22 protein-coding genes and 1 tRNA gene are annotated in these 23,648 nt (G+C 66.0%); 14 read left to right on the top strand and 9 right to left on the bottom strand.

The features are described from left to right. Nucleotides 1-40 precede the first annotated feature (40 nt). Nucleotides 41-484 carry a hypothetical protein gene (locus tag AC2EAL_RS16320; RefSeq protein WP_484725283.1) on the top strand — a complete coding sequence of 148 codons (444 nt, stop codon included), beginning with the start codon at nt 41-43 and terminating at the stop codon, nt 482-484. Between the two features lie 5 nt (nt 485-489). Here AC2EAL_RS16320 and parC read toward each other — a convergent pair whose 3' ends face one another. Beyond that, nucleotides 490-2,805 carry a DNA topoisomerase IV subunit A gene (parC, locus tag AC2EAL_RS16325; RefSeq protein WP_484725284.1) on the bottom strand — a complete coding sequence of 772 codons (2,316 nt, stop codon included), beginning with the start codon at nt 2,803-2,805 and terminating at the stop codon, nt 490-492. Between the two features lie 140 nt (nt 2,806-2,945). Between parC and AC2EAL_RS16330 the strand changes: the two genes are divergently transcribed. Together AC2EAL_RS16330 and AC2EAL_RS16335 are read left to right on the top strand one after the other, a co-directional pair. Next, a complete protein-coding gene (locus AC2EAL_RS16330) occupies nt 2,946-3,536 on the top strand; it encodes an SH3 domain-containing protein (protein WP_484725285.1) in 591 nt (196 codons plus the stop codon). 24 nt (nt 3,537-3,560) lie between these two features. After that, nucleotides 3,561-4,391: an SDR family oxidoreductase gene (locus AC2EAL_RS16335; RefSeq protein WP_484725286.1), complete on the top strand. Its 831-nt coding sequence runs from the start codon at nt 3,561-3,563 to the stop codon at nt 4,389-4,391. Between the two features lie 33 nt (nt 4,392-4,424). On the opposite strand, the gene AC2EAL_RS16340 is transcribed toward AC2EAL_RS16335, so the two are convergent. Further along, entirely contained in the window at nt 4,425-5,114 is a 690-nt protein-coding gene (locus AC2EAL_RS16340; protein ID WP_484725287.1) for a tellurite resistance TerB family protein, read from the bottom strand. An 84-nt stretch (nt 5,115-5,198) separates the two neighbouring features. Beyond that, nucleotides 5,199-8,774 (bottom strand): hydantoinase B/oxoprolinase family protein, encoded by a 3,576-nt coding sequence (locus AC2EAL_RS16345; protein ID WP_484725288.1) that lies wholly within the window; start codon nt 8,772-8,774, stop codon nt 5,199-5,201. 86 nt (nt 8,775-8,860) lie between these two features. Between AC2EAL_RS16345 and AC2EAL_RS16350 the strand changes: the two genes are divergently transcribed. The 3 genes from AC2EAL_RS16350 (at nt 8,861) to AC2EAL_RS16360 (ending at nt 12,149) form a co-directional block, all read left to right on the top strand. Beyond that, nucleotides 8,861-10,009, top strand: coding sequence for a M24 family metallopeptidase (locus AC2EAL_RS16350; RefSeq protein WP_484725289.1), 1,149 nt, complete (start codon nt 8,861-8,863; stop codon nt 10,007-10,009). A gap of 83 nt (nt 10,010-10,092) precedes the next feature. After that, complete coding sequence (locus AC2EAL_RS16355) at nt 10,093-10,536, top strand: thiol-disulfide oxidoreductase DCC family protein (protein ID WP_484725290.1); 444 nt, start codon at nt 10,093-10,095, stop codon at nt 10,534-10,536. Beyond that, complete coding sequence (locus tag AC2EAL_RS16360; RefSeq protein ID WP_484725291.1) at nt 10,536-12,149, top strand: saccharopine dehydrogenase family protein; 1,614 nt, start codon at nt 10,536-10,538, stop codon at nt 12,147-12,149. Before AC2EAL_RS16355 ends, AC2EAL_RS16360 begins: the two co-directional genes overlap by 1 nt. An 18-nt stretch (nt 12,150-12,167) precedes the next feature. Here the strand turns inward: AC2EAL_RS16360 and AC2EAL_RS16365 are convergent, their stop codons facing one another. Then, nucleotides 12,168-12,812 (bottom strand): arylesterase, encoded by a 645-nt coding sequence (locus AC2EAL_RS16365; protein WP_484725292.1) that lies wholly within the window; start codon nt 12,810-12,812, stop codon nt 12,168-12,170. A gap of 52 nt (nt 12,813-12,864) precedes the next feature. Between AC2EAL_RS16365 and AC2EAL_RS16370 the strand changes: the two genes are divergently transcribed. Continuing rightward, on the top strand, nt 12,865-13,560 hold the full coding sequence (locus AC2EAL_RS16370; protein ID WP_484725293.1) for an ABC transporter ATP-binding protein: 696 nt from the start codon (nt 12,865-12,867) through the stop codon (nt 13,558-13,560). Beyond that, nucleotides 13,557-16,070, top strand: coding sequence for an ABC transporter permease (locus AC2EAL_RS16375; protein ID WP_484725294.1), 2,514 nt, complete (start codon nt 13,557-13,559; stop codon nt 16,068-16,070). The genes AC2EAL_RS16370 and AC2EAL_RS16375 overlap by 4 nt, the downstream gene beginning before the upstream one ends. Here AC2EAL_RS16375 and AC2EAL_RS16380 read toward each other — a convergent pair. The 5 genes from AC2EAL_RS16380 to AC2EAL_RS16400 all read right to left on the bottom strand — a co-directional run bounded on the left by AC2EAL_RS16380 (nt 16,067) and on the right by AC2EAL_RS16400 (nt 19,935). Then, on the bottom strand, nt 16,067-16,813 hold the full coding sequence (locus AC2EAL_RS16380) for a class I SAM-dependent methyltransferase (protein WP_484725295.1): 747 nt from the start codon (nt 16,811-16,813) through the stop codon (nt 16,067-16,069). The two genes, AC2EAL_RS16375 and AC2EAL_RS16380, sit on opposite strands and share 4 nt — an antisense overlap. Before the next feature lie 104 nt (nt 16,814-16,917). Continuing rightward, nucleotides 16,918-17,829: a pirin family protein gene (locus tag AC2EAL_RS16385; RefSeq protein ID WP_484725296.1), complete on the bottom strand. Its 912-nt coding sequence runs from the start codon at nt 17,827-17,829 to the stop codon at nt 16,918-16,920. Nucleotides 17,830-17,940: 111 nt separating this feature from the next. Beyond that, nucleotides 17,941-18,396, bottom strand: coding sequence for a hypothetical protein (locus AC2EAL_RS16390; protein WP_484725297.1), 456 nt, complete (start codon nt 18,394-18,396; stop codon nt 17,941-17,943). Nucleotides 18,397-18,561: 165 nt separating this feature from the next. Beyond that, nucleotides 18,562-19,209, bottom strand: a complete 648-nt coding sequence (locus AC2EAL_RS16395; RefSeq protein ID WP_484725298.1) for a GntR family transcriptional regulator — start codon at nt 19,207-19,209, stop codon at nt 18,562-18,564. Between the two features lie 33 nt (nt 19,210-19,242). Further along, a complete protein-coding gene (locus AC2EAL_RS16400; RefSeq protein WP_484725299.1) occupies nt 19,243-19,935 on the bottom strand; it encodes a M48 family metallopeptidase in 693 nt (230 codons plus the stop codon). Between the two features lie 123 nt (nt 19,936-20,058). Between AC2EAL_RS16400 and AC2EAL_RS16405 the strand changes: the two genes are divergently transcribed. The 6 genes from AC2EAL_RS16405 to AC2EAL_RS16430 all read left to right on the top strand — a co-directional run bounded on the left by AC2EAL_RS16405 (nt 20,059) and on the right by AC2EAL_RS16430 (nt 23,551). After that, nucleotides 20,059-20,394, top strand: a complete 336-nt coding sequence (locus AC2EAL_RS16405; protein ID WP_484725300.1) for a TIGR02300 family protein — start codon at nt 20,059-20,061, stop codon at nt 20,392-20,394. A 106-nt stretch (nt 20,395-20,500) separates the two neighbouring features. Beyond that, nucleotides 20,501-20,576: transfer RNA gene (locus AC2EAL_RS16410), tRNA-Ala, on the top strand. A 162-nt stretch (nt 20,577-20,738) separates the two neighbouring features. Further along, nucleotides 20,739-21,332 carry a type VI toxin-antitoxin system SocA family antitoxin gene (gene socA / locus AC2EAL_RS16415; protein ID WP_484725301.1) on the top strand — a complete coding sequence of 198 codons (594 nt, stop codon included), beginning with the start codon at nt 20,739-20,741 and terminating at the stop codon, nt 21,330-21,332. Then, on the top strand, nt 21,310-22,029 hold the full coding sequence (gene socB / locus AC2EAL_RS16420; protein ID WP_484725302.1) for a type VI toxin-antitoxin system SocB family DNA replication inhibitor toxin: 720 nt from the start codon (nt 21,310-21,312) through the stop codon (nt 22,027-22,029). Before socA ends, socB begins: the two co-directional genes overlap by 23 nt. Continuing rightward, on the top strand, nt 22,029-22,868 hold the full coding sequence (locus tag AC2EAL_RS16425) for a hypothetical protein (protein ID WP_484725303.1): 840 nt from the start codon (nt 22,029-22,031) through the stop codon (nt 22,866-22,868). Before socB ends, AC2EAL_RS16425 begins: the two co-directional genes overlap by 1 nt. A gap of 32 nt (nt 22,869-22,900) precedes the next feature. After that, nucleotides 22,901-23,551 (top strand): hypothetical protein, encoded by a 651-nt coding sequence (locus tag AC2EAL_RS16430; protein ID WP_484725304.1) that lies wholly within the window; start codon nt 22,901-22,903, stop codon nt 23,549-23,551. Nucleotides 23,552-23,648 lie beyond the last annotated feature (97 nt).

Below are 23,648 nucleotides of genomic sequence, written 5' to 3' on the forward strand. Positions count from 1 at the left end.
GCTTTACGATGGCCAGCGGACAACAAAACGGGTGCGCTCCATGTTCGGACTGTTCGGCAAGAAGAAGGACCTGCTTTCCACCATCACCTTTGACGAGGCGCATTGCCATTCCGCCGGATTGGAACGGGCGCAAACTTACCGGATCGCCAAGGGCACGACCGAATTGCGCTTTGTCTTCCCGGATTTCAACGCCTTCTGGCAAACCTATATCAACCGCAACCCGCATCTGTCGGACGAAACGATCACCGCGATGCAAGAAGACCGCGCGCTTTTTGCCACCGCCGTGGTCGAGGGCGGCGAGTACCGCCATTTCGACGGTGTCGGAGAGGACGGCTCGATCATGCTGAACGCTGCCACCCTGCACGCGTTTGGCCACGACAAGCCCTTCACCACCTTCGGCAAAGGCGCGATCGCCTTCGGGATCTATCATCCGGGGATCTACCGGTTCGAGGTCCTCTGGGCCACGGTCTATGAAGCGGCCTGAAGGGCTCAGGTGAAACGGTTGTCCCGTGGGAAGCCGCGCGGGGCCATCTTTCCGGCGCTGGCCCGGGCGCCGGTCCATTCCAGAAGGTCGGTCTCGGTCCGGGTGCGTCCGGCCGGGTCCTTCCAGCTCAGCCCCTCGGCCTTCACGAACGTCACTGCGTCCGACAGACCCCCGTCCTTGTACTTCTGCAACCGGACACCCTTGCCCTTGGCCATCTCCGGCAGCTCCGACAGTGGGAAAACCAACATTTTCCGGTTGTCGCCGACAACGGCGATCGTGTCGCCAGTGACCGGGGTGCAGACGGCGGTCTTGACCCCGTCGCGCACCGTCAGCACGGCCTTGCCCGCCTTGGTCTGGGCCAGCAATTCCTCGGACGGCACGATGAACCCATCGCCAGCTGAAGATGCCAGCAGATATTTCTGACCCGGGCGATAGATCAACAGATCGGTGATCCCGGTGTCGTTCGGCAGGTCGACCATCAGGCGCACGGGTTCACCCATCCCGCGCCCGCCGGGCAGGTTCGCGCCAAGAAGCGTGTAGAACCGCCCGTTTTCCGCGACCAGCAGTATCTTGTCCGTCGTCTCGGCATGGAAGGCAAAGCGCGGGCCGTCGCCGTCCTTGAACTTCTGCTCGGCGGCCAGGTCGACATGGCCCTTCATTGCCCGGATCCACCCCATCTTCGAGCAAATGACAGTGATCGGCTCGCGGTCGATCATCGCCTCGTAGGGGATCTCCTCGACCTCGGTCGCATCCGCGAACTGGGTGCGGCGCGCGCCCAGCGCAGTGTTCTTGCCATAAAGCTTGCGGACCTCGTCCAGCTCTTTCGCGATGCGCTTCCACTGGCGGCGTTCGCTGTCCAGAAGGTCGGCAAGGTCCGACCGTTCCTTCATCAACGCATCGCGCTCGGCGTTCAGCTCCATCTCCTCCAGCCGCCGCAAGGACCGCAGGCGCATGTTCAGGATCGCCTCGGCCTGGACCTCGGTCAGCTCGCCCTCAACGCCCTTGACCGGAGGCCGGTAGTCCTTCTCGGACGTCGCCCGGATGTGCGATTTCGACCAGTCCTCGGCCATCAGGGCGGCCTTGGGGTCGTCGTCGTATCGGATAATGTCAATCACCCGGTCGAGGTTCAGGAAGGCGATCAGGAGGCCTTCCAGCACCTCCAGCCGGGCGTCGATCTTCTCGATGCGGTGCTGGGACCTGCGCCGCAAGACGTCGCGCCGGTGGTCGAGGAAGGCGCGCAGCACCTCTCTCAGCGAACAGACCTTCGGCACCTTGCCGTCGATCAGCACGTTCATGTTCAGGCTGAACCGCACTTCGAGGTCCGAGTTGCGGAAGAGGCTGCCCATCAGAACCTCGGGGTCCACCGTGCGCGCGCGGGGTTCCAGGATCAGCCGGACATCCTCGGCGGATTCATCCCGGACGTCAGCCAGCAAGGGCACCTTCTTGATCTGGATAAGCTCGGCCAGCTTTTCAATCAGCTTCGACTTCTGCACCTGGAACGGAATCTCGGTGACCACGATCTGCCAGGTGCCGCGGCCCAGGTCCTCGACCTCCCACTTGGCGCGGGTGCGGAAGGCGCCGCGACCGGTCTTGTAGGCTTCGAGGATGCTGTCGCGGGGTTCGACAATCACGCCGCCGGTGGGGAAATCGGGGCCGGGGATCTTCGCCACCAGCGCCTCGTCCGAAAGGTTGGGGTCCTCCAGCAGCGCCTGGCAGCCGTCGATCAGCTCATCCAGGTTGTGCGGCGGGATGTTCGTCGCCATCCCGACGGCAATGCCGCTAGAGCCATTCGCCAGCAGGTTCGGGAATGCGGCAGGCAGCACCACCGGCTCTTCCAACCGGCCATCGTAGTTCGGGCGGAAGTCGACGGCGGTCTCGTCGATGCCTTCCATCAGCGCCTCAGCCGCCGCCGTCACCCGCGCTTCGGTGTAACGCGAGGCCGCCGGGTTGTCCCCGTCGATGTTGCCGAAGTTGCCCTGCCCGTCGACCAGCGGGTAGCGCATGTTGAAATCCTGCGCGAGCCGCGCCATCGCGTCGTAGATCGCCTGGTCGCCGTGCGGGTGAAAGTCCCCCATCGTGTCGCCGCTGATCTTGGCCGATTTCAGGAACCCCCCCGTCGGCGTCAGCCGCAGCCGCCGCATCGCCCAGAGGATTCGGCGGTGCACCGGCTTCAGCCCGTCGCGGGCATCCGGCAGCGCGCGGTGCATGATGGTCGACAGCGCATAGGTCAGATACCGCTCACCGATCGCGCGGGACAGCGGTTCGGACACGGTCAGGCCATCCGGCCCCTCGATATTGGGCTCGTCGTCATCTGCACTCATGCATGTTGTGTAGGGAAAACGCGGTCACGGGTCCAGATGGCAAAGTCACAGACAGGATTCATCATCAGGGTTGTGCATTTTTCATGCACTCCCGCATAGCGTCTGTGCTAAGAGGTCCGAAAGTAAGACACGGGTTCCAGATGCTGCGCTTGACGTTGATTTTGTGTGCCGGCCTGTTCGCCGCCCTAATGATTGCGGGGGAGGATCGCGGCCAGCTGCGTCCGGGTCTGGCGGAAGCGGCCGCGAAGAAGGCCGTCGCAGGCGCTGATTCGGCGCAACCTGCCGCCGGGACCGAGACAGTGACCGTTGTCGCGGCCGAGCCTGTGGCCAAGCCGTCAGTGGCAAAGCCCGCCGTGGCCGAGGTCGAAGCCCCCGTCGTCGCGCGGGCCGAGCCCGAGCCCTATGTCGAACCGGTCCGCGAACTGGTGACCGAGGTTGAAGAGCCGGTCTTCTCGCTGTCGACCGTGGGCAACGAAACCGTCCCCGCTGCGCCCGAACCCGCCCCCGAGGTTGCCGCCGATGGCGCGGGCACGATCTGGTATGTCGTGGCGGATTCCGTGAACGTGCGCGCCGAACCCTCGACCGAGGCGGACGTGCTGGGCAAGCTTGGCTCGGGCGAAGCGACGCTTCTGGTGCAGGCGGTCAACGACGAATGGGCGCGGATCGTGATCCAGGGCGACGGGGTGGAAGGCTTTGTCGCAATGCGCTACCTCAGCCCCGAAGCCCCCTGAGGGCGCAAGCCCCGGGAGCCCCTTATGTCCCAACGCTCGATCCTGATCACCGGATGCTCCTCGGGCATCGGCCTTGACGCCGCGCGCACCCTGCACAAACGCGGCTGGCGCGTCTTTGCCACCTGCCGGCAAGAGGCCGACTGCGACCGGCTGCGGGCCGAGGGTCTGGAAAGCTTTCGCCTGGACTATGCGGATGAGGACAGCATCGCCGCCGCAGTCGCGGAAGTCGTCAGCCGCACGGGGGGCACCCTCGACGCGCTGTACAACAACGGCGCCTTCGCCTGCCCCGGCGCGGTCGAGGACCTGCCGCGCGGCGCCCTGCGAGAGATCTTCGAGGTCAACCTCTTCGGCTATCACGACCTGACCCGCCGGGTGATCCCGCTGATGCGGGCGCAGGGCCACGGCCGGATCATCAACTGCTCCTCCGTCCTGGGCCTGGTGGGCATGACCTGGCGCGGAGCCTACGTCTCGACCAAGTTCGCGATGGAGGGGCTGACGGATGTGTTGCGGATCGAGATGAAGGGGACGGGGATCGAGATCATCCTGATCGAACCCGGCCCCATCGCAACGAAGATCCGCGAAAACGCCGTGCCGCATTTCGAGAAATGGGTGGACTGGGAGAACTCGGCCCGGCGGGGGCAGTATGTCTCCCTGCGCGGTCGGCTCTACGACAAGAAGACGAAGAAAGACGCCTTCGAGCTTGGCCCCGAAGCGGTGACGGCGAAACTGATCCATGCGCTGGAGGCCCGCCGCCCGAAACCGCGGTACTATGTAACGACGCCCACCTATCTGATGGGCTTCGCCCGCCGCATCCTGCCAACCCGCGCCTTGGACTGGCTGATCGCCAAGGGCTAAAGCCCCGATTTTTCGTCGAAAAATCGCAACCCGCTAAAGCCGCGCCGCCTCGGCATGCAGGTTGTCGACCAGCGCCTGGTCGAGGTTCATCCGCGCAGCCAGCATCGCCAGATAGCCCTTCTCGGCCGGGTTCGCCTCGTCCACCACCAGAAGCGAGGCCGTGTAAAGCTGCACCGCCTCGGCCTCCGACCCCGCCAGCGCCGCGATCCGGCCCACGTCCAGGGGCGCTTCCAGCTCTGCCCGGATCAGGTCGTTGGCCTCGGCCCCAAGGCCCAGGACGTCCAGCTGTTCCGAAATCGCGGCGCGCTCGGCCTCTGACACCTCGCCATCCGCCTTGGCCGCCGCGATCATCGCCTGCAGCATGTGGGCCGCCAGATCATCCGCCGCTGCCCCTTCGGACGGGTTGAAAGCGCTCCCCTCCGGCGCGGGCAGGGCCGTCGCCTCACCGCCGCTGCGCCCATTCTTCCAGTCCTGATAGGCCTTGTAGGCAAGCCCCCCGATCGCGGCCATCCCACCGATCTTGACCCCGGTGCCCAGCATCCGCCGCCCGCCCCGGGTCAGAAGCACCCCCAGAAGCCCTCCGGCAATCGCGCCCTTGCCCAGCGCCGACTGATTGTTCCAGGTCGATTTCGCCTTGTCGGCCAGACCCTTGGCCCCCTGGCCGCCGGTCATCTGGTTCAGGCTGCCCATCAGGTCGTTCAACAGGGATTTCGCGTTCAGCATCGGGACCTCCTACTGTGTCGGGCGCACTATGTCCGGCCGGTTGCAACGCCGCAATGACAGCGCGGGACCCCGGCCAACTGCCGCCTACGCCGCGCCCCAGCCGCCCCCGCCCGGCGTGCGCATCTCGAACAGCGCGCCCGCGGGCAGGTCACGCTCGTCATTGCCTTCCAGCCGCTCGACCCGCCCGTCCGGCCAGTGCACGATGTTCTCGCCCACCGCGCCGGGGCCACCCCCAGCCCCGCCGAACGGCGCGACCTTGCGGCTGCTGCACAGCGTCGTCACCGTCACCGGCGCCAGGAACCGCAGCTTCCGGACCGCCCCGTCGCCCCCGCGCCACTTGCCTGCACCACCCGAGCCGCGCCGGATCCCGAACTCCTCAAGCCGCACCGGGAAGCGTTTCTCCAGCACTTCCGGGTCGGTCATCCGCGTGTTGGTCATGTGGCTTTGCACCGCAGCGCAGCCGTCGAACCCCGGTCCCGCCCCGGTGCCGCCCGCGATGGTCTCGTAGTTCTGGAACCGGTCGTTGCCCCAGATGAAGTTGTTCATCGTCCCCTGCGCCGCCGCGACGACCCCCAGCGCCCCGTAAAGCGCGTTGCAGGCCGACTGGCTGACTTCGGTGTTCCCCGCGATCACTGCCGCCGGGGCCTGCGGGTTCAGCAGCGTTCCCTCCGGCACGATGATCTCCAGGGGCTTAAGGCAGCCTTCGTTCAGCGGGATCGCCTTGCCGACAAGCGTCCTGAAGACATACAGCACCACCGCCCGCGTCACCGCCTGCGGCGCGTTGTAATTGCCGGAATGCTGCGCGCTGGTGCCAGTGAAATCGATTTTCGCCGAACGCTTGCTGCGGTCCACCGTCACCGTCACCGCGATCTCGGCCCCAATGTCCATCGGATAGCGGAAGGACCCATCCGACAGCCGGTCGATCACCGCGCGCACGCATTCCTCGGCGTTCTGCTGCACATGGCCCATGTAGGCCTCGACCACGGCAAGACCGTGCAGCGCCACCACCCGGAGCAGCTCCCGCCGCCCGGTCTCGTTCGCCGCGATCTGCGCCTTCAGGTCCGCCATGTTCTGGTCCGGCGACCGGCAGGGCCAGCGGCCTGACGCAAAGAGCGCCCGCGTCTCGGCCTCTTGCAGCACACCCTGGCGCACCAGCGGGAAGAGGTCGATCACCACGCCTTCCTCCTCGATCGTCGTGCTGTCCGGCGGTCCCGAGCCCGGCGTCCGCCCCCCGATATCCGCGTGATGCCCGCGCGAGCCCAGCCAGAAGGCCGTCTTCCCACCGACGAAGACCGGCGTAATAACCGTGACATCCGGCAGATGCGTTCCCCCATTCCAGGGCGAGTTCAGCATCCAGGCGTCACCCTCTTGCGCCGTGGCACCCACCGCCGCGATCACCGTCTTCACCGCATGGGACATCGACCCCAGATGCACCGGCACATGCGGGGCGTTGGCGACCAGATCCCCGGCGGCGTCGAAGATCGCACAGGAAAAGTCCAGTCTTTCCTTGATGTTGACCGACCAGGCCGTGTTGGCCAGCGTCGCGCCCATCTGGTCGGCCACCGACATGAACAGGTTGTTGAACACCTCCAGCAGGACCGGATCGGCCTTCGTCCCCGCCGCCGGGGGCCGCGCGATGGCCGTCTGGCGCCGCAGGATCAGGTTGGCCTGCGGATCGAGCGTCGCCTCCCAGCCCGGTTCGACGATCACTGTCCCGGTCGCCTCGGCGATGACCGCCGGGCCGCTGATCCGGGTGGCCGTGCCACAGGCCTCGCGGCGGTAGAGCGGCACCTCCTGCAATGCCCCGCCCGCCCAGACGGTCAGCCGCCCCTCCGGCGTTCCGGCACCTGGCTTCGGAGCCATATCCGGCAGGTCGGCCCCCCCGCCTTCCGCCTCGACCGCCAGCATCTCGAACAACAGCGCCCGTTCCGGAGAGGTAAAGCCGAACCGCGCCTGATGCGCTGCGGCAAAGGCCTGTGCCATTGCCTCGACATCGCCAAAGGGCACCGGCAGCGACTGGTGCTGCCCGTCATAGCGCAGGTGCGCCGTCCGCGTGACCGAAGGTGCGGCCACCCCTTGCGCGGCCAGTCCGGCAACCGCCTCGGCCGCCAGCGCGTCCAGTCGTGCCGCTGCCTCTGGCTGCGCGGCAAGCTGCGCGTCGAACTGGGTTTCCCGCAGCACCCGCAACTGCGCCAACCCCATGCCGAAGGCCGAAAGCACTCCCGCCTGCGGATGGATGAAAACCGTTTTCATTCCCAAAGCATCCGCCACCCCGCAGGCATGCTGCCCCCCCGCACCGCCAAAGCATTGCAGGGCATAGGCCGTCACGTCATGCCCACGCTGGACGCTGATCTTCTTGATCGCATTGGCCATGTTGTCGATGGCAATCCGCAGGAAACCCTCGGCGATCACCTCTGGAGCGTCCCGCCTGCCGGTCACCTTCTCCACCTCGGCCGCCAGCGCCTGGAACTTCGCGCGCACCACTTCGGCATCCAGTGGCTGGTCCCCACCGGGGCCGAAGACCGCCGGGAAATGCGCGGGCGACAGCCGCCCCAGCATCACGTTGCAGTCGGTGATTGTCAGCGGCCCGCCCCGGCGATAGCTGGCCGGGCCGGGGTTCGCCCCCGCGCTTTCCGGGCCGACCTGAAACCTGCCGTCCCGGAACGTACAGATCGACCCGCCCCCCGCCGCGACGGTGTGGATATCCATCATCGGCGCACGCATCCGGACGCCGGCGACCTCGGTTTCGAACGACCGTTCATATTGGCCCGCATAATGGCTGACATCGGTCGAGGTTCCCCCCATGTCGAACCCGATCAGCCGGTCGAAACCCGCCGCCTCGCCAGTTTTGGCCATGCCGACGATGCCCCCCGCCGGGCCAGAGAGGATTGCATCCTTGCCCTGGAACTGCCCCGCCTCAGTCAAGCCCCCGTTCGACTGCATGAAGAGAAGCCGCCCCGTCGCACGCCCCATGTCCAGCGCCCCTTCCACCTGCGCCACATAGCGCCGCAGGATCGGGGACAGGTAGGCATCGACCACCGTCGTGTCCCCTCGAGGCACCAGCTTGGCCAGGCGAGAGACTTGATGGGAAAGGGAAATCTGCGTGAATCCCGCCTCGCGCGCCAGCTGTCCCACCCGCGCCTCATGCACCGGATTGACATGCCCATGCATCAGCGCCACGGCCACCGCCTCGGTCCCTTCCTTGCGCGCTGAGCTCAGCGCCGCAACAACCGCCGCCTCGTCCAGCGGTCGCACCTCATCCCCTTCGGCATCCAGTCGCCCAGGGATTTCGAACACCTGTTCATATAGCAGATCCGGCCGCCGCACATTCAGCTCGAACAGCGAGGGCCGCGCCTGCGTCCCGATGCGGAGCAGGTCGCCGAACCCCTCGGTGATCAGCAGCGCGACCCGCTCGCCCTTCCGTTCCAGCAGCGCATTGGTTGCGACTGTCGTCCCCATCTTCACGGCGGAAATCGCCCCGTCCGGGATCGGCTCCCCCTCCCTCAGACTAAGGCAATCCCGGATGCCCTGCACCGCCGCGTCCGGATACCGTTCGGGGTTCTCGGACAGAAGCTTCACTGTCACCAGCCGCCCATCCGGCGCCCGCCCCACCACGTCGGTGAAGGTGCCCCCCCGGTCGATCCAGAATTCCCACGCCATGCCGCACCTCCGCCCCCTTTGGTGGCCCGCCCGGCGCGCGGATGCAACACTTGACCGACTCAGGCGTCAAAGCGCCAACTGCCACCATGCCCTTGCACTTCACCCCCGCCGAATATGCCGCCCGCCAAGCCAAGGCCCGCGAGACCTTGCAGGCCCAGGGCCTGGACGCGATCCTCATGTTCGCGCCCGAAAGCCACTTCTGGATTTCCGGCTACGACACCTTCGGCTTTGCCATGTTCCAGTGCATGGTCCTGACCGCGCGCGGGGACCTGCACCTGCTGACCCGCACCCCCGACCTGCGGCAGGCGCTTTACACCTCGACCCTGACCGCCGACGAGATTCACATCTGGCAGGACATCGAAGGCGCGTCGCCGGCCCAGGACCTCGCCCGCCTGCTGCATGACCTCGGCGTCAAGGGCCCCATCGGCTATGAATCCGATACCGTCGGCCTTACCGACCGCACCGGCCGCGCGCTTCACGCCGCGATCCCAGGCCTGATCGACGCCTCAGACCTGATCCGCGCGCTGCGCCGCGTCAAGTCGCCCGCCGAGATCGAAATGCACCGTCGCGCCGCCGCCCTGTCCGACGATGCGCTGGACCAGGCCATCCAGCTTGCGAAACCGGGCGCCTTCGAGGGCGACATCCTCGCCGCCATGCAGGGCGCGGTGTTCAAGGGCGGCGGCGACTATGCCGGGAACGAGTTCATCCTGGGCTCGGGCCCGGGCGCGCTGCTCTGCCGCTACTATTCCGGCCGCCGCCACCTGTCGGCCAACGACCAGCTGACGCTGGAATGGTCCGGCGCCTATGCCCGCTATCACGCCGCGATGATGCGGACGATCATCGTCGGCCAGCCCTCCGACCACCACCGCCGGATGCACGAGGCCGCGGTCGAGGCGCTGGAGGCCTGCGAACAAGCCATCCGCCCCGGTGCGCCGATGGGGGATGTCTACGAAGCCCACGCCCGGGTCTTCGACGCACGAGGTCTGTCACATGCGCGACTGAAGGCCTGCGGCTATGCGATGGGCGCGGTCTACAACCCGATCTGGGTCGACTTCCCGATGTTCTACGAAGGCAACCCGCTGGTCATGCAGGCGGGACAGGTCTTCTTCCTGCACATGATCCTGATGGACAGCGAGGCAGGCGAGGCGATGACGCTCGGCCATTCGGTCCTCGTCAAACCCGACGGGGTCGAGCGTCTGTCGCGGCATGGCCTTGGCCTGATCGTGACCGGCTGAACCGTCTGAATTTTCGCAGAAAATTCGTCCGCGCGACCCTGGGCCGCATTGTCGGGCCTTGGGCTCTGCACTAGCCTTCCACCATGCGACCGTATTCCTACTGCACCGACCCCGCCGTCCCGACCTTCGACGACAGCGCCCCCGTCGCGGTGATGGACGCTGAGTGCGCGATCTGCAGCTGGGGCGCGCGGATGATCCACCGGCTGGACCGCGAAGGGACCACCCGAATCTGCCCGATCCAGTCGCCACTTGGCACCGCGCTCCTCCGCCACTACGGGCTTGACCCGCAGGATTCGGCAAGCTGGCTGTTCCTCCACGAGGGGCAGGCCCACAAGGATTTCGAGGCCGTCCTCCACGCCGGTCGCCTCTATGGCGGGTTTGGCCTCCTGACCCAGGCCCTCCGCCTTGTCCCCAGACCCCTGCGCGACTGGCTCTACATCCGCCTCGCCCGCAACCGCTATCGCCTCTTCGGTCGGGCCGACCTCTGCGCGCTGCCCGACCCGGCCCTGAAGCGCCGCATCCTCTGATGAAGGTCCTGATCCTCGGCGGCACCGGCGTCTTTGGCGAGCGACTCGCCCGCCTCCTCGCCCGTGACGGCCACCAGCTGACCATCGCCGCCCGCACATTGCCCGCCGCGCAGGCCCTCGCAACGGAACTGGCCGCCCAAGCCCTGCAGATCGACAGGAATGGCGACCTCTCTGCCCTGCAAGGCCACGAGGTCGTCATCGACGCCGCCGGTCCTTTCCACGCCTACGGCACCGACCCGTACCGCCTGGCCCGCGCCGCGGTTGTCGCCGGGTCGCACTACCTTGACCTCGCCGACAACGCCGCCTTCTGCGCCGGGATCACCGCGTTGGAGGCTCAGGCCCGCGCCGCCAATAGGGCCGCGATTTCCGGCCTGTCCTCCGTCCCCGCCATCTCCAGCGCCGCCGTCCGTGCGCTGACCGGAGCCGAACGTCCCCTCCACATCGACAGCGCGATCCTGCCCGGCAACCGCAGCCCACGCGGCCTCTCCGTCATGGCCTCGATTCTGTCCCAGGCCGGTCGGCCTTACCCGCTCTACCAATCCGGCCAATGGACCACTGCCCCCGGCTGGTCCGACCCACAGGATTACACCCTCCCCGGCGGCCTGACTCGGCACGGCTGGCGGATCGAGGTACCCGACACGCGCCTTTTCCCCGCCCACTTCCACGCCGAGACCGTGGACTTCCGCGCGGGCCTCGAACTCGGCCTGATGCGCTACGGTCTCGCCGCCTTCGCCCTTCTCCGCCGAGGCATCCCCTTCCCTGTCACCACCCCCCTCGTCCGCGCCTTCCGCCTTGCCGCTGACCTCCTCTCCCCCTTCGGCACCGGCACCGGCGGCATGTCCGTCACCGTCACCACCGCCACGCACCGCCACCGCTGGACCCTTCTCGCCACCAACGGCGACGGCCCCTTCGTCCCCGCCATCGCGATCCGCGCGCTCCTCCGCCGCGAGACCCTGCCGACCGGCGCAACCCCGGCCCTCGAAACCGTCACCCTCGACGAGATCGAGGCCGCGATGTCCGACCTCTCCATCCGCTGCGAACGGCATTCGGAGCCGCTGGACCCGATCTTCCCCCGCACCCTCGGCCCCGCCTTCGCCAGCCTGCCGGAAGATGTCCGCGCCACCCACCTGACCGCCGCCACCAGCCGCTGGACCGGCCGCGCCTCCGTCACCCGGGGCACCAGCCTCTGGGCCCGCCTCCTCGCCACCCTCTTCCGCTTCCCGCCCGCCAGCGTCGACACCGAGGTCGAAGTCACCAAGACTGCAACAGCCAAGGGGGAAACCTGGATCCGCCGCTTCGGCAGCCGAACCTTCCGGTCCCACCTGAGACCCACGCCGCAGGGCATGACCGAACGCTTCGGCCCCTTCACCTTCACGCTTGGCCTGACTGTCCGCGACGGCGCGCTACACTACCCCGTAGCCGCCGGGCGCATCGGCCCCATCCCGCTGCCGCGCTGGCTGCTGCCCGGATCAGAGACCCGCGAATACGCCGAAGACGGCACCTTCCACTTCGACGTGCGCCTCACCGCACCCGTCACCGGCGCGCTGATGGTCCACTACCGCGGGCACCTTACCCCGGCAGGGCCAGAGGACCCAACGGCGCCAACCGCCTGAATTTTCGCAGAAAATTCGTCAGTCGTCGACCTTGGCCAACAGCTCCTCGACCTTCGGCCCCAGCCCCTCGACGATCAGCTTCACGCCCTCGGGGTTCGGGTGCAGCCCGTCCGCCTGCATGAACGCCGCCATCGAGGCCGGATCGGCCGGGTCCGCCCCCGCCGCCCTGAGGCCCCCAAAGAAGTCATCCGCCAGCAGTGTCCCGTAAGCCGCCGCCAACTCGCCATACATCGCGTCGAAGGCCGCCTTGTACTCCGGCCCGAAGTTGCCCGGCGCCTTCATCGACACCAGAAGCACCGGCAAATCCCGCGCCGCCGCTTCCTTCAGGATGCCCTCCAGGTTCGCCTTGGACGCCGCCGGGTCGATCCCGCGCAAAAGGTCATTCCCGCCCAGCGTCACGATCAGCGCATCCGCATCCGGCCCCAGCGCCCAGCCGATCCGTGCGAGGCCCCCCGCCGTCGTATCCCCCGACACGCCCGCGTTCTGCACCACCACGTCATGCCCCTTGGCCTTCAGCCAGCCCTCCAGCACCGGCACGAACCCCTGTGACTGGTCGGCCAGCCCATAACCCGCCGTCAGGCTGTCGCCCAATGCCACGATCGTGACCGGCTCGGCCATTGCGAAAGTTGACAGTGCCAAGACTGCAATTGCAGCATTGCGCATTCGCCGCACTGCGCCATATCCGACTGAACGACCCACCCGAAGGACCCTTTCAATGACCGACGCCATCCTCGCGCTGACCGATGCGCGACTGACCCTTGCCGGCAACGCCGGGCCGGTCGAGATCCTGAAGGGCATCACGCTTTCCATCCACAAGGGCGAAACGGTCGGGCTGATCGGGCCATCGGGGTCGGGCAAGTCGTCGCTCCTCATGCTCATGGGCGGGTTGGAGCGTGCCACCGGCGGCAAGGTGCTTGCCCTGGGGCAGGACCTGACCACGATGGACGAAGATGCGCTCGCCCGCTTTCGTCGGGGGAATATGGGGGTTGTGTTCCAAAGCTTCCACCTGATTCCGACGATGACCGCGCTAGAGAACGTCGCCTTGCCGCTGGAACTGGCGGGCGCCGCGGATGCCTTCGACCGGGCGCAGGCGGAACTCGACTCCGTGGGCCTTGGCAAACGGATGCACCACTACCCCAGCCAGATGTCCGGCGGCGAACAGCAGCGCGTGGCCCTTGCGCGCGCCGCCGTCCCGCGACCGGCGATCCTTCTGGCGGATGAGCCCACCGGCAACCTCGACGGCGTCAACGGCCAGGCGATCATGGACCTCCTCTTCGGCCTCCGCGACCGTCACGGCGCGACGCTGGTCCTGGTGACCCACGCGCCCGAACTGGCGGCCCGCTGCGACCGGGTGATCCGCCTGGCCGACGGCCTTCTCGCCCCCGAGGCGCTCGCGAAAGCTGCGGAATGAGCCTTTCCCTCACCATCGCCCGCCGTGAACTGCGCGGCGGCCTGCGCGGTTTCCGTGTCTTCCTCGCCTGCCTCGCCCTTGGCGTGGCCGCCATCGCCGCTGTCGGCACGCTCCGCACCGGCATCCAGCAGGGCCTGACCGACCAGGGGTCCGTCATCCTCGGCGGCGACGCCGAGATGCGCTTCACCTACCGCACCGCTGATGCCGACGAACGCGCCTATATGGACCGGATCGCGACCAAGGTGTCCGAGGTCTACGACTTCCGCTCGATGGCACTTGTCGAGGGCGACCAGGCCCTCACCCAGATCAAGGCCGTCGACGACGCCTGGCCCCTGACCGGAGCCGCCCAGCTTGACCCGCCGATCCCCGTCGCCGAAGCCCTCGCCGATCAGAACGGCCTCCCCGGCGCGGTCATCGACCCCGTCCTGATCGAGCGTCTTTCCCTCGCCATCGGCGACACCTTCCGCCTCGGCACGCAAGAGTTCCGCCTGACCGCCGCCCTGACGCGAGAGCCCGACAGTGCGTCCACCGGCTTCACGCTCGGCCCGCGCACCGTCGTCCACTCCGACGCCTTGGCCAACTCCGGCCTGCTGGCCTCTGGCTCCATGTACGAAACCCGATACCGTCTTGTCCTGCCGCCCGGATCGGACCTGCAAGCCCTTGAGGACGAAGCCGAAACCACCTTCCGCGACAAGGGCATGCGCTGGACCGACAGCCGCAACGCCGCCCCGGGGATCGAGGCCTTCGTCGACCGCATCGGCAGCTTCCTCGTCCTCGTGGGCCTGGCCGGGTTGGCCGTTGGCGGGGTCGGCATCTCTGCCGCGATCCGCTCCTATCTGGACGGGAAGGTCGAAACCATTGCCACGCTGAAGACGCTCGGCGCAGAGGGCGGCCTGATCTTCCGCAGCTACCTCTGGCAGACGGCGATCCTGTCGGCCCTCGGCATCGCCATCGGTCTGGCCCTTGGTGCGGTCGTCCCCCTCCTCGCCGCCCCGCTGATCGAGGCCTCGCTCCCCTTCCCCGCCGAAATCCGCCTCTCCCCCGGTGCCCTCATCGAGGCCGCCTTCTACGGCACCCTCTCGGCCCTGATCTTCACCCTCCTCCCCCTTGCCCGCACCGAACGCATCCGCCCCGCCGCCCTCTATCGCGGCGGCAGCGGCACCCGCGCCTGGCCGAGGAAACGCTACCTGACCGCCCTAGCTGTCCTCTCCGTCGCCCTGATCGGCAGCGCCACCTGGCTCTCCGGCATCCCTGAACTCGCCCTCGGCGCAGCAGGCGGCGTCCTCGGCGCCCTCATCATCCTCGCCCTCTCCGCCGCGGGCCTCAGATGGGCCACCAAACGCCTCGCCCGCACGAAACTCACCCAAGGCCGCCCCGCCACCCGCGCCGCGCTAGCCGCCATCGGCGCGCCCCGTTCTGACGCGACCTCCGTCGTCCTCTCCCTCGGCCTCGGCCTCTCCGTCCTCGCCGCGGTCGGCCAGATCGACTGGAACCTCCGCCAGGCCATCGCGACCGACCTTCCCACCCGCGCGCCCGCCTTCTTCTTCGTCGACATCCAGCCCGACCAGCTCGACCCGTTCCTGGCGATGATGGACGAGAACCAGGCCGTGACCGAAATCGAAACCGCCCCGATGCTGCGCGGCGTCATCACCCAGATCAATGGCAAGCCCGCGCGCGAGGTTGCGGGCGACCACTGGGTCGTCCGGGGCGACCGCGGCATCACCTATGCCGCCACCCCGGGCGAGAAGACCCGCATCACCGCAGGCACCTTCTGGCCCGAGGACTATCAAGGCGACCCCCAGATCAGCTTTGCCGACGAGGAAGCGCAGGAGATCGGCCTGAAGATCGGCGACACGATGACCGTCAACATCCTCGGTCGCGACCTGACCGCCACCGTCACCTCGTTCCGCGAGGTCGATTTCTCCAACGCCGGGATGGGCTTTGTCATGACGCTGAACCCCGCGTCACTGGCCGGAGCCCCGCACACCCACATCGCCACCGTCTACGCGCCCCCGGAAGCCGAGGCGCAGATCCTGAAGGACGTCACCAAGACCTGGCCCAACATCACCGCCATCGGCATCCGCGAAGCCGTGGACCGCGTGGCCGAAGCCCTTTCCGCTATCGCCACCGCCACCGCCTGGGCCGCGGCAGGGACGCTCATCACCGGCTTCGTCGTGTTGATCGGGGCCGCAGCGGCTGGCGAACGCGCGCGCATCTACGAATCCGCGATCCTGAAGACCCTCGGCGCCACGCGGGGCAAGATCCTGTCCAGCTTCGCCCTCCGCTCTGCCCTCATGGGCGCCGCCGCAGGCATCGTGGCCGTCATCGCCGGGGGGATCAGCGGCTGGGCGGTGATGACCTTCGTGATGGACGGCACCTACCGTTTCGAGCCGTGGTCCGCCATCGGCATTGTCGCGGGCGGTGTCCTTGCCACGCTGCTCGCCGGCCTCTTCTTCGCGCTGCGCCCTCTGGCGGCCCGTCCGGCCGGGACCCTCCGCGCCCAGGATTAAGGGGTGATCTCGCGCGGCTCCAGCGCGTGATCTTCCGGCAGGCTGGCCGGACGGAACATCTGGAACCCCTTGCGGGCCACCAGCCGTGCAGGCGTATAGGCGAAGGACGCGAAGAAGCGCTCGATCCCGAACTGCTTGATGTCGGTGTCGACAAATTCTCCGACGATCTCTTCGTAGTTCTCAGCCAGCACCCGGTTCGTCGGGTCAAGCCCGCTGACGCAGACCAGCCCCGTCGGCCGACAATCCAGCACCGTCACCGTCAGGTCGGGGCGCCATTTCTGCAGGATCGGGATCAGCTTCCAGACGTCCCCCGTCCAGGCGCTGTTCGGCAGGTTGTTCAGGTCCCGCCGCGTCATCTTCAACCCATAGGGCACGCAGTCATGCATCATGATGACGCCGCGCGGGTCCATCGCCGCCTCGGTGTTCATGAAATCGCGCAACAGAAACTCGACCAGATGCATCCCGTCCAGGAACGCAAGGCTCAGCCGGATGTCGTTCCGCGCCAGAAAGCCGGTGCCGAAGAAATCGTCGCTTGTCGCCTGAAAGACATGCAGCGCGGGCTTCTTGCCGATGATGTTGATCTCGGCCCGGAAGAACGGGTCGACCGCGACGGTCTTGGACCTGACGGGGGCGAAGCTTTCGCCCGATCGGCAGCCCACCTCCAGATACCAGTCGAACAGGCAGGTTTCGTGCAACAGTCTCAGGAAGCGGTAGTAGGGCATCCCGACGGGCTTGAGGAACATCGACGATCTCTTGGCTAAAGGCGCGCGCAGTCTGCCGAGGCTTGGTCCGCGTTGCAACCCGCCGAAAGACGTCGGGCCCGCCGATCTGGACGGGCCCGAGTATCCTAGTGTGCCGGACGGATGAAAGTGCCGTTGCGCAGTTCGGTGAAGGCCTGGCGCAGCTCGGCCTCGGTGTTCATCACGATGGGGCCCGCCCAGGCCACCGGCTCCTCGATCGGAGCACCGGAGATCAACAGGAACCGCACGCCCTCCGGCCCCGCGGTCACCGTCACCTCGTCGCCTGCGCCAAAGCGCACCAGCGTCCGGTTGCCCGACAGGTCGCGGATGTTCACTTCCTGCCCGCGCACTTCCTTTTCCAAGAGCACGCCCTCAGGCCGTGCCGCATCGCGAAAGCTGGCCGAGCCTTCGAACACATAGGCAAAGGCCCGACGCCGGGTGTCGACCTTGAACGTCTTCCGCTTGCCCGCAGGTACATAGACATCCAGATACTGCGGGTCTGCCGCGATGCCATCGACCGGGCTCTTCACCCCACGATAGTCGCCGATCACCACGCGAATGCTGGTACCGTCATCTTCATGCCGCTCTGGCAGCGCCTCGGACGGCATGTCCTGATAGCGTGGCGCGGTCATTTTGAGCGCCTTCGGCAGGTTGCCCCACAGCTGGAAGCCATGCATCCGGCCCTGCGCGTCGCCCTTCGGCATCTCCTGATGCAGAATGCCCCGCCCCGCCGTCATCAACTGCAACGACCCCGGCCCTAAGGTGCCCTTGTTGCCCAAGGAGTCGCCATGCTCCACGGTCCCGGCGAGGACATAGGTGATCGTCTCGATCCCCCGATGCGGATGCCACGGAAACCCCGCCGAGTAATCCCGGGGATGATCGCCCCGGAAATCGTCGAACAGCAGGAACGGGTCAGCCTCCGTCGGGTCCTGGAACCCGAAGGCGCGGTGCAGATGGACGCCCGCGCCCTCGATATGGGGGCTGGCGCGGCGGGTCTCGATGACGGGACGGATGGACATGGGTCTCTCCTGAATTGCGTTGGGCAGAAGATGGGGCCAAGGGGGCCGCGCGCCAAGGCGCAAATGCGGGGGGTGATTGTGCAAGGATGCACGGACCTTGCGGGCCTGCCGTCAGAGTATCGGCGCGCGAGCCGGGTCGACCTCGTACAGCGCCTGGGTTTCGATCAGAAGCTGCGACAAGGACTCCTGATTCAAGTCTCCAAACCGGACAAAGCTGAAGTTCCCCTCCCCTGTCCGCTGGGCGCCCAATCGGTCCTTGAAGTCCTCCGTCACCAGCCGACCGTGCTTCCTGACCGCGAAATAGAGGCTGATGTAGTTCTTCTGCAGGGCCATCCCCACAGCGGGCCATTCCAGCACCTTTCCGCCCTTTGCCGGATAGTTCAGAAGTCCGTAGCCGATCATCTTGAACCGCATTCCCGGCTCTCCCGGTGGCGTCCCCTTATGGAAAAATCGCCGGAGCCTTGGCACCGTGTCCCGGATCATCCGGTCCATCCGCTCCAACTCCGATTGCCGCGCCGGGTCAAAGGCGAAGTACGCCTCGATGCTGTCTACGTCGACCTTGAACATGCGCGGCCTCTGCTGTGGCCTTCACAAGAAGCGAAGGCGATCTTACTCAGAAATGAGCCTGCGGTCACCAAGATCCGGGACAAATCACCATCTTACCATCCGGTTAACGTCCGCGACCAACCCCTTGATTTCCCTTCCGCACCCACGATTGTCCACCGTGGACACTCACCCCGTCAGATGCCGCAGCCCCTGGGTCACGTCGGTCCGCACCGCCAGCCGCAGCCCCGGCTCGTCCCCCGCCTTCAGGGCCGCCAGGATCATCCGGTGGTGGGTCGGAGGCTCCCGCCGCTTGACCCTCGCATAGACCGCCCGCATTGTCGGTCCCAGCTGCAGCCAGACCGTCTCGCACATCGCCAGCATCGCCGGGGTCTGGGCGCGCAGGTAGAGCGTGCGGTGGAACTCCAGGTTCGTGCGGACATAGGTGACCGCATCCCCCCTGACCGCCGCCTCGCCGTTCATCAGGTTGATCGCCGTCAGCCTTTCAATCAGCGCGAAGTGGGCCCTCGGCAGCGCCCGCGCCGCCATCTCGGGTTCCAGCAGCGCCCGGATCGCCGCCAGCTCCTCGATCCGTTCCGGGGTCAGTTCCGGCGTCGAAATCCGGCCCGAGGAGGACAGGGTCAGCGCCCCCTCGGCCACCAGCCGCCGCACGGCCTCCCGCGCGGGCGTCATCGAGACACCGAAAGCCTTGCCCAGCCCCCGCAGCGTCAGTGACTGGCCGGGGTCCAGCTCGCCATGCATCACCTGCTGGCGCAGGGTCCGGTACAGCCGCTCATGGGCCGCAGCGTTGGGGTCGGGGGTGCGCGGGGTCAGCATGGGGCGCAGGGGAACACCCCGCAGGCCGCCCGGTCAATCCTGAAAGCGCAGCCGGTGCAGCGTGTTGCCATGGTCATGCAGCCAGCCCCGCTGCGCCTTCCAGCCCGGATAGATCCGCCCCACCACCGCCCAATAGGCCGGGGAATGGTTCAGCTCGACCAGATGCGCGACCTCATGCGCGGCCACATAGTCCAGCACCGCGGGTGGAGCCATGATCAGCCGCCAGGAATACATCAGCCGCCCGTCAGGCGAGCAGGATCCCCAGCGCGACCGGGTATCCCGCAGAGCCAGCGAGGCATAGGGCCGCCCGACCAGCCCGGCATAGTGGGTCGAGGCCCGCGCCAGCCGGTCGCGCGCCAGCACCTTCAGCCAGGCCGCGACCCGCGCGCCCGCCGTGGAGGGATCGCCCGGCACCAGCAGGCGGTCGTCCTCAACCTTGATCCGACGTCCCGTGCCGGGCGCAAGCAGCAGGTCCCGCCCCTCTACCGGGATCACCGACGCCAGGCCCACCAGCCGCCGCGCCGCATCGGGCATCGCCTGCAGCGTCTCGCGCAGCCAGCCCTCATGGCCCTTGAGGAAGGCCAGGGCCTCGCCCTCTCGCGCCCGCAGCGGCATCGACAGGGTGACCTTGCCGTCCAGTCGCGACACCCGCAGCGAAAACCGCCGCGCCCGGGCCGAGCGCCGGAGATGAACTTCGACCGGGGGAGAGCCGGGGAGGACCGCCATGAGAACCTCTTGAATCCTGCCCGGACCATAGCCATTTGCCGCAGCACACAAAAGGCTTTGACAGTCGCTCGGCCTTGTGGCAAGCGGCAGCTTTCCTGCTTACTACCACCCGAAGGGATGACCATGCCCAAAGCAGAATGGGGCACGAAGCGCATCTGCCCGACGACCGGCAAGCGCTTCTACGACCTGAACAAAAACCCGATCGTCAGCCCCTACACGGGCGAGGTCGTGGACATCGAATCCGTCCGCCGCAAGATGGCCGCCTCGGTCATTTCGCGCGCTGTGCCGGAAAAGGATGACGACGTTCTGGTGGAGGATCTGGAAACCGAAGACGCGCTGCTTGATGGCGCTGTCGCGGATGATTCCGAACTGGACGACGATCTTCTGGAAGACGATGCGGACGACAACGTGTCGCTCGACGACCTCGCCGACGTGCCGGGCGACGAGGAAGAAGTCTGAGGGCAAGTGCCTTGGGAAGCGGGGCGATTTTCCCCCTTGCGGCCCCCGGCGACCTGTCCTAGATAGCCGGCATCGCGACGGAAACGGCGCGATGCTTCTCTCCGGTGGGGTCATAGCTCAGATGGGAGAGCGCTTGAATGGCATTCAAGAGGTCGGGAGTTCGATCCTCCCTGGCTCCACCAAATAAACCACTGAAAAATAACGAAAACCGCTGATCGCAAGATCGGCGGTTTCGTCGTTTTGCAACATCTTTGCAACATCAGAGGGTGCGTGGGCGGATTCGGGGGCGCCGACAGGAGTCGGGCGGCGTTCCTCCTTGCCAAATCACCCCAACATGGCGCAAAATGGGAACAGAAGAAGAACATTGGAATATCAGGCATGGGCCGATGACTAGCGCATACGATCCACGGGCCGTCGCGAACCTCATGCTGGATGAGGCGAGCAGTCGCGGGATCAAGATCACGAACCTTGCATTACAGAAGCTCCTCTACTTTGCGCATGGCATCTACCTGACCCAGACGAAGCGTCCCCTTGTGTCCGGCTACTTCGAGGCGTGGCAATTCGGGCCTGTCCACCCGGCAGTCTACCGAGCGTTCAAGGGGGCCGGTTCTGATGCTATTGCCGTCCGCGCGGTCGCCAAAGACCCGCTAACGGGAAAAGAACGAGATCTGCCGCTACCGGCTGACAAGGACGTGAAGGAACTGGTCGCGGAAGTCGTGTGGCGTTACGGCAAGCTGTCTCCGGGTCGCCTCGTTGATCTGTCACACGCGAAAGGTTCACCATGGGACGTGGTGGTGGACAAAGCGAGAACAGACGTTGCTTTTGGAATGCGCATACCTGATACTGTGATCTTGGAGCGATTCCGGCACCACAAAGTGTCGGTGGACGCTACCCCTCGTTTCGGAGAGCCGCCAAGTGACGATACGCCCTTTGCCTGACATCGACCTTGCGCGGATTGCTCCGCAGCCGAGGGATATGAAGCGCAAGAGTTTGGAGCAGATGCGCGCCGGTCGCCCACCATTCTCCTATAAGCCGCTGCGCTCCTGCTTTGACGACATCTTCAACATCCAGCCCGAACTCGACTTCGGGACAGCAGCACCGACGCCTTGGGCGACGATTGAAGCTGCGCTGGCCAAGAGGTCGGCAGATGCAGACGAGTTCGAACACAACAAGCGTGTTGCGCGCGGCCTCCATGACTTCGCGACTTCCGGCCGGGTGATCGGGCGCAAGCATGAGTTCTTTCCGCTTGCGATGGGCGCAGGTCGGAAGGTGACCTACTGGCAGTCGATGATCATCGCCATCGACGATGCGCCCCATGCCATCTTCATCGAACCGCGCCGCACCCGTGGTCTGCCTGCGGAAGGCCGCCGGTTTGCCTTTTCCATGATGCACGAGCGCATTCGCGCCGCTGATGAAGACTTCGCCGAAATTGGCCTCGCCATCCTGCGGTTTGATGATCCGAACGAAGGTCGTCGTGCTGCCCGTCTCTACACGGACAAAGGCGTGACGCTCTACTCTCTTGACCAGTTGGAAGCCATGGTCGCAGAGACCTACGCTATCTGGCGAGAAGTCTGCGACGAGCGCGAACGCGAAGCGCGCGGTCGGCCAACTGGCACGGGGCCGCTTGGCATCTGATGCGGATTGCGATTGACCCTATCGCGAAACCCATAGGGCCGGCGAAGGACGAGCATGATGACTGGCAAGCCGTTCCGGGCGACTTTCTTGTGGCCCTTAGCGCGGCACGCCAGTTTATCGGCAAGGCCCCAAAGGCCCGCGTTGAGCGCCAAGTCGCCTTCCTTCACGAAAGCAGTCTCTATGTCACCAATGACCAAGTTGTCGTTGAGTATCGACTAGAGCCGAATGGTCTCCCAGCGGCTGCTTTCACTTCGAAAGACATCTCGACGCTGGTCGCTCTGGGTTTGCCAAGTGATATGCGGGCGACCGCTGACACGACAGAGTTCAGATGGGCTGATGGATCGACCTTTCTGATGATCCATGCCGACCACACCGACCCTGCACGCTACAGCATGTGGGAGGGTTCCAAGTATTCTGATACACCCAGCGCATCAGAAATCGTTTCGCTGATTGAGAAGCTCTGGGTCGAGCCTTCCGTGGAGATTGATGACGATTGGCGGAAGACCACTCTCGCAACGTTCAACCAGCCAGGGATCGAAATCCTGCACTTCAAAGGGGACCATGTGATAGCCGAGGTTGGCGACCGGGACGGCCTTGCGGCGACGATAGGAGTCGACCTTGGCGCGTCCACCCCCGATATGTCTGTAAGCAGTCGCGACTTCTTGCGCGTCCTTGAGTTTGCGGAAGAACTCGGATTCAGCGACGGTTCGCCACGCCGTGCAACGTTTCGGTTTGCTGGTGGGCGAGGGGTCATCGTTGGGCAGCAACCTAATGAACTAGGCTACTTTTTCGGCAGCGTTGACTTCGAACGCGGGAGCCTTGGCAGCACAAAGGCTTGACACAAGATTCCGGCGAGGGCTACGATTCGCGTATGGCGACGCAACTCAACGAAGGGCTGTTCTTTCACCCCGCTGGCACTTCGCCAGACGCTATTCTTCGTCGCCTGAGTGACGGCACTTTCAACACCCGCTTGGACAACCCTTTTCTGCCGAAGCTTGAAGAGATGGCTCGGCAGATGGAGGCTGTGAGTAAGAGGCGGCAGCATCTTGAACTTCAGCAACTGGAAATCCCGCGCAAGCTGGCCGAGTGCGATCAAGAGGCTGCGGACCTCATCAAGGCCTTTGATGAGCTCAAAACGCGGATGCAGGTCTTCGAGGAGACTGGCGACATTGATGACTCGCTAATTCCTGATGCGGATCAGGCCATCGCCGAACAGAAAGCTGACTACCGCAGTAAGACAATCGCTGCCCTCGAAACGGAACTGGATGACCTTTCCGCTGGCGCAATGTCTGCGTGGGAAGTCGAAAGCAAGTCGGCCAAGGGCGAGTACGTCTATGTGACGTTTAAACGGCTTGCCTCCGACTTCATTACCGAGCCTGCCCCTGCACCTGAGAAGGTGCGAGAAGCAGTCAGGTTTGCTGTCGAGCGCTATCGCGGTATGCGCGAGTTTGCATTCCGCATCCATGCGGATATTCGGAAGTACGCTCATCAGTTCACACCACGGCAAGCGGCTGCGCCTTGATCGTAGAGGTTAATGCTGGTGCTGATCTTTGGAAGGTGTTCAGCAGCAAACCAGCGAATGAGAATGAGGCCGGAGAATACGCTCTAAACTTCCAGAG

It is taken from the genome of Tabrizicola sp. T74, from assembly GCF_057219935.1.

Excerpts from the sequence above, each read along its gene's own strand:
- AC2EAL_RS16320 (WP_484725283.1), top strand. The coding sequence starts at position 41 with ATGTTCGGACTGTTCGGCAAGAAGAAGGACCTGCTTTCCACCATCACC.
- parC (WP_484725284.1), bottom strand. The coding sequence starts at position 2,805 with ATGAGTGCAGATGACGACGAGCCCAATATCGAGGGGCCGGATGGCCTG.
- AC2EAL_RS16330 (WP_484725285.1), top strand. The coding sequence starts at position 2,946 with ATGCTGCGCTTGACGTTGATTTTGTGTGCCGGCCTGTTCGCCGCCCTA.
- AC2EAL_RS16335 (WP_484725286.1), top strand. The coding sequence starts at position 3,561 with ATGTCCCAACGCTCGATCCTGATCACCGGATGCTCCTCGGGCATCGGC.
- AC2EAL_RS16340 (WP_484725287.1), bottom strand. The coding sequence starts at position 5,114 with ATGCTGAACGCGAAATCCCTGTTGAACGACCTGATGGGCAGCCTGAAC.
- AC2EAL_RS16345 (WP_484725288.1), bottom strand. The coding sequence starts at position 8,774 with ATGGCGTGGGAATTCTGGATCGACCGGGGGGGCACCTTCACCGACGTG.
- AC2EAL_RS16350 (WP_484725289.1), top strand. The coding sequence starts at position 8,861 with ATGCCCTTGCACTTCACCCCCGCCGAATATGCCGCCCGCCAAGCCAAG.
- AC2EAL_RS16355 (WP_484725290.1), top strand. The coding sequence starts at position 10,093 with ATGCGACCGTATTCCTACTGCACCGACCCCGCCGTCCCGACCTTCGAC.
- AC2EAL_RS16360 (WP_484725291.1), top strand. The coding sequence starts at position 10,536 with ATGAAGGTCCTGATCCTCGGCGGCACCGGCGTCTTTGGCGAGCGACTC.
- AC2EAL_RS16365 (WP_484725292.1), bottom strand. The coding sequence starts at position 12,812 with ATGCGCAATGCTGCAATTGCAGTCTTGGCACTGTCAACTTTCGCAATG.
- AC2EAL_RS16370 (WP_484725293.1), top strand. The coding sequence starts at position 12,865 with ATGACCGACGCCATCCTCGCGCTGACCGATGCGCGACTGACCCTTGCC.
- AC2EAL_RS16375 (WP_484725294.1), top strand. The coding sequence starts at position 13,557 with ATGAGCCTTTCCCTCACCATCGCCCGCCGTGAACTGCGCGGCGGCCTG.
- AC2EAL_RS16380 (WP_484725295.1), bottom strand. The coding sequence starts at position 16,813 with ATGTTCCTCAAGCCCGTCGGGATGCCCTACTACCGCTTCCTGAGACTG.
- AC2EAL_RS16385 (WP_484725296.1), bottom strand. The coding sequence starts at position 17,829 with ATGTCCATCCGTCCCGTCATCGAGACCCGCCGCGCCAGCCCCCATATC.
- AC2EAL_RS16390 (WP_484725297.1), bottom strand. The coding sequence starts at position 18,396 with ATGTTCAAGGTCGACGTAGACAGCATCGAGGCGTACTTCGCCTTTGAC.
- AC2EAL_RS16395 (WP_484725298.1), bottom strand. The coding sequence starts at position 19,209 with ATGCTGACCCCGCGCACCCCCGACCCCAACGCTGCGGCCCATGAGCGG.
- AC2EAL_RS16400 (WP_484725299.1), bottom strand. The coding sequence starts at position 19,935 with ATGGCGGTCCTCCCCGGCTCTCCCCCGGTCGAAGTTCATCTCCGGCGC.
- AC2EAL_RS16405 (WP_484725300.1), top strand. The coding sequence starts at position 20,059 with ATGCCCAAAGCAGAATGGGGCACGAAGCGCATCTGCCCGACGACCGGC.
- socA (WP_484725301.1), top strand. The coding sequence starts at position 20,739 with ATGGGAACAGAAGAAGAACATTGGAATATCAGGCATGGGCCGATGACT.
- AC2EAL_RS16425 (WP_484725303.1), top strand. The coding sequence starts at position 22,029 with ATGCGGATTGCGATTGACCCTATCGCGAAACCCATAGGGCCGGCGAAG.
- AC2EAL_RS16430 (WP_484725304.1), top strand. The coding sequence starts at position 22,901 with ATGGCGACGCAACTCAACGAAGGGCTGTTCTTTCACCCCGCTGGCACT.